3 protein-coding genes and 1 tRNA gene are annotated in these 2426 nt (G+C 64.2%); 2 read left to right on the top strand and 2 right to left on the bottom strand.

All coding sequences use genetic code 11. From position 1 onward, the window contains the following. Positions 1-489 precede the first annotated feature (489 nt). A tRNA-Ala gene (locus EN742_RS31920) sits at positions 490-565 on the bottom strand. 148 nt (positions 566-713) lie between these two features. Here EN742_RS31920 and EN742_RS31915 point away from each other — a divergent pair. Then, entirely contained in the window at positions 714-1004 is a 291-nt protein-coding gene (locus EN742_RS31915) for a YggT family protein (RefSeq protein WP_127406069.1), read from the top strand. A gap of 10 nt (positions 1005-1014) precedes the next feature. Beyond that, positions 1015-1341, top strand: a complete 327-nt coding sequence (locus EN742_RS31910) for a DUF167 family protein (protein ID WP_127406071.1) — start codon at positions 1015-1017, stop codon at positions 1339-1341. Positions 1342-1618: 277 nt separating this feature from the next. Here EN742_RS31910 and EN742_RS31900 read toward each other — a convergent pair. Then, the coding region (locus EN742_RS31900) for a MurR/RpiR family transcriptional regulator (RefSeq protein ID WP_148670403.1) at positions 1619-2426 on the bottom strand (808 nt) is incomplete at its 5' end.

The following is a 2426-nucleotide window of genomic DNA, read 5'->3' as shown; positions in this document are numbered from 1 at the left end:
GTGCCGGCGCCGCCATCCGAACTCGGCGCCCGCGTCACCCGCACCGCGCCTTTTGTCTTCAGTTTGCGGGATTAGATGGCAAACGATGTCATCGTGGCGGCGTGTCGTGTCGCCTTTGGCTCTGATGCTTGCCGGGACCTTCCTTGCCGGTCTCGGGGTGCGCGCGGGGCGGTAGGGTGTCCGTCCGGTTTCTGACCTTTGCATTGTTGTGCGCATCGATGATCGCGCGGCCAAAATGGACAAGGATTGCAAGCACTGACATTGCGCTTCCTCTGTTGGGACGGCTGCTGCGCGCCGTCGGAACGGGGATAGATGCGTCGGGTCTGTTTCGCGGGGATGGCACGGAAAACGGCGGGCTGTTACCGAAATCATCGACCCGGAAACATTTGCCTACGAATGATTTGCTTCGTTTCGCCTATGCCGAAACGGCAACCGAGCGGGCGAAACGGCTGCGAAATCCATTCGGGTCAAGGGCTCGAGAAATCCCGCTGGTGGAGCTGAGGGGGATCGAACCCCTGACCTCATCATTGCGAACGATGCGCTCTCCCAGCTGAGCTACAGCCCCGTCCAGCGGATGGCGCATTTATCGGGCGCGGCGGTTTCGTGTCAAGGCGAAACGAGCGCGGATCGGCCGCCGTTGCGGCTCGCACGCACGGCGGCTCTTGCCGCTTTGGCCGGCAATGGCTACATGTCGGCAACAATTGGAGACCGGCATGATCGCCCTTATTCAGACCATCGTCATGGCGCTTGACCTCTACTGGTGGATCATAATCGCCTCGGCGATCTTTTCCTGGCTCTATGCCTTCAACGTCGTCAACTCGCGCAACCAGTTCGTCGGCACCATCGGCAACGTGCTCTACAGGCTGACCGAACCGGCGCTTAGGCCGATCCGCCGTTTCATGCCCGATCTCGGCGGCATCGACATCTCGCCGATCATCCTCTTGCTGATCATTTTCTTCATCCGCCAGTTCCTGCTGACGACTGTGCTGTCGCTGGTCGTGTGAAGGCATGAGCATGCCGCCGTTCCGCTCGCGCGACGACGGCATCGACCTGTTCGTGCGGCTGACACCGAAGGCGGCGCTTGATCGGATAGACGGCGTCGAGACTTCCGCCGACGGGAGAAGCCACCTCAAGGCCCGCGTGCGCGCCGTGCCGGAAAACGGCGCCGCCAACCAGGCGCTGGAACGGCTGGTCGGCAAGGCGCTGGGCGTTCCGGCGTCGGCCGTCGCGGTCGTCGCCGGCGCCACGGCGCGGCTGAAGACGCTGCGGATAGTGGGAGATGCGGCTGAGCTGGCGAAGCGCATCGAGGCATTCAGCGGCAGCCAAGGCAAATCGCATTGATGGCTGCTAGTCACATCATCGGTCGGCGCTGCCCCTCATTGCCCTGCCGGGCATTTCTCCCCGTATTGTGACGGGGAGAAAGATGCCTTCGCCGGCGATTTCGCCAACCATAAACGTTGCAGAAGATTGCGCTGCGGGCGCGGCCAGCTCTCTTCTCCCCGTTTACGGGGAGAAGGTGCCGGCAGGCGGATGAGGGGCGGCGCGACGATTCCAGGATTGACTCGGTTCTCACCGAATGTCCCCATTCGGCATCACGTGACCATGGAAAGATGCCCCCTCAATCCCCCAGCGGCAGGCGGGGGTCGTCGACCTTCAGCGTGTTCACGCTCTGCTTGATGCGGCGCAGGTTCTCCAGCACCTTCGGGCCGCGCGTCTCGGCGACCGAGGTCACGATCATGTCGACGATGGCGAGCAGCGCGTAGCGCGACGATGTCGGCTTGTAGATGTTGCCGTCCTCGAACGACTGCAGATGGATGACCGTATCGGCGGCCTTGGCCAGTGCCGAGTCCGGCGCGGTGATGGCGACCGTCGTGGCGCCATACTGCTGCGCGACCTGCACCGCCTCGATGACCGATCGCGCATAGCCGGAAACCGAAAAGGCGACCAGCGTCGTCTCGGGCGTCGCGACCGCGGCGTACATGCGCTGCAGCTGCCCGTCGATCTGCGCCAGCACCGGCATGCCCAGCCGGAACAGCCGGTTCTGCATTTCGGTCGCCATCATCGAGGAGATGCCGCCGGAGCCGACGCACAAGACATTGCCGGAAGTTGCGATGCGCGCGGCGACGCCGACCAGCGCCGCCATGTCGAGGTTCTCGCCGGCGCGCTGGATGGCCGCTATCGCCGCTTCGGTGATGGCCGATGCGATGCGCTGCTCGCGCGCGTCGCGGCTAAGCGGCGCCGGCGACAGATACGGCCCGCCGATGGCGATCGCTTGCGCCAGGTAGAACTTGAAATCGCGCAGGCCCTCGCAGCCGAGATTGCGGCAGAAGCGGGTTACCGTCGGCTCACTGACGCCGACGCGCGCCGCGATCTCCGAGATCGCCGCCTTGGAAGCGAAATCGAGATCGGAAAGCACGAGGCCGGCC

Origin of the sequence: Mesorhizobium sp. M4A.F.Ca.ET.020.02.1.1, from assembly GCF_004022645.1 — a bacterium.
Taxonomy (GTDB): Bacteria; Pseudomonadota; Alphaproteobacteria; order Rhizobiales; family Rhizobiaceae; genus Mesorhizobium.
This window is presented reverse-complemented; position numbering and strand designations above follow the sequence as displayed.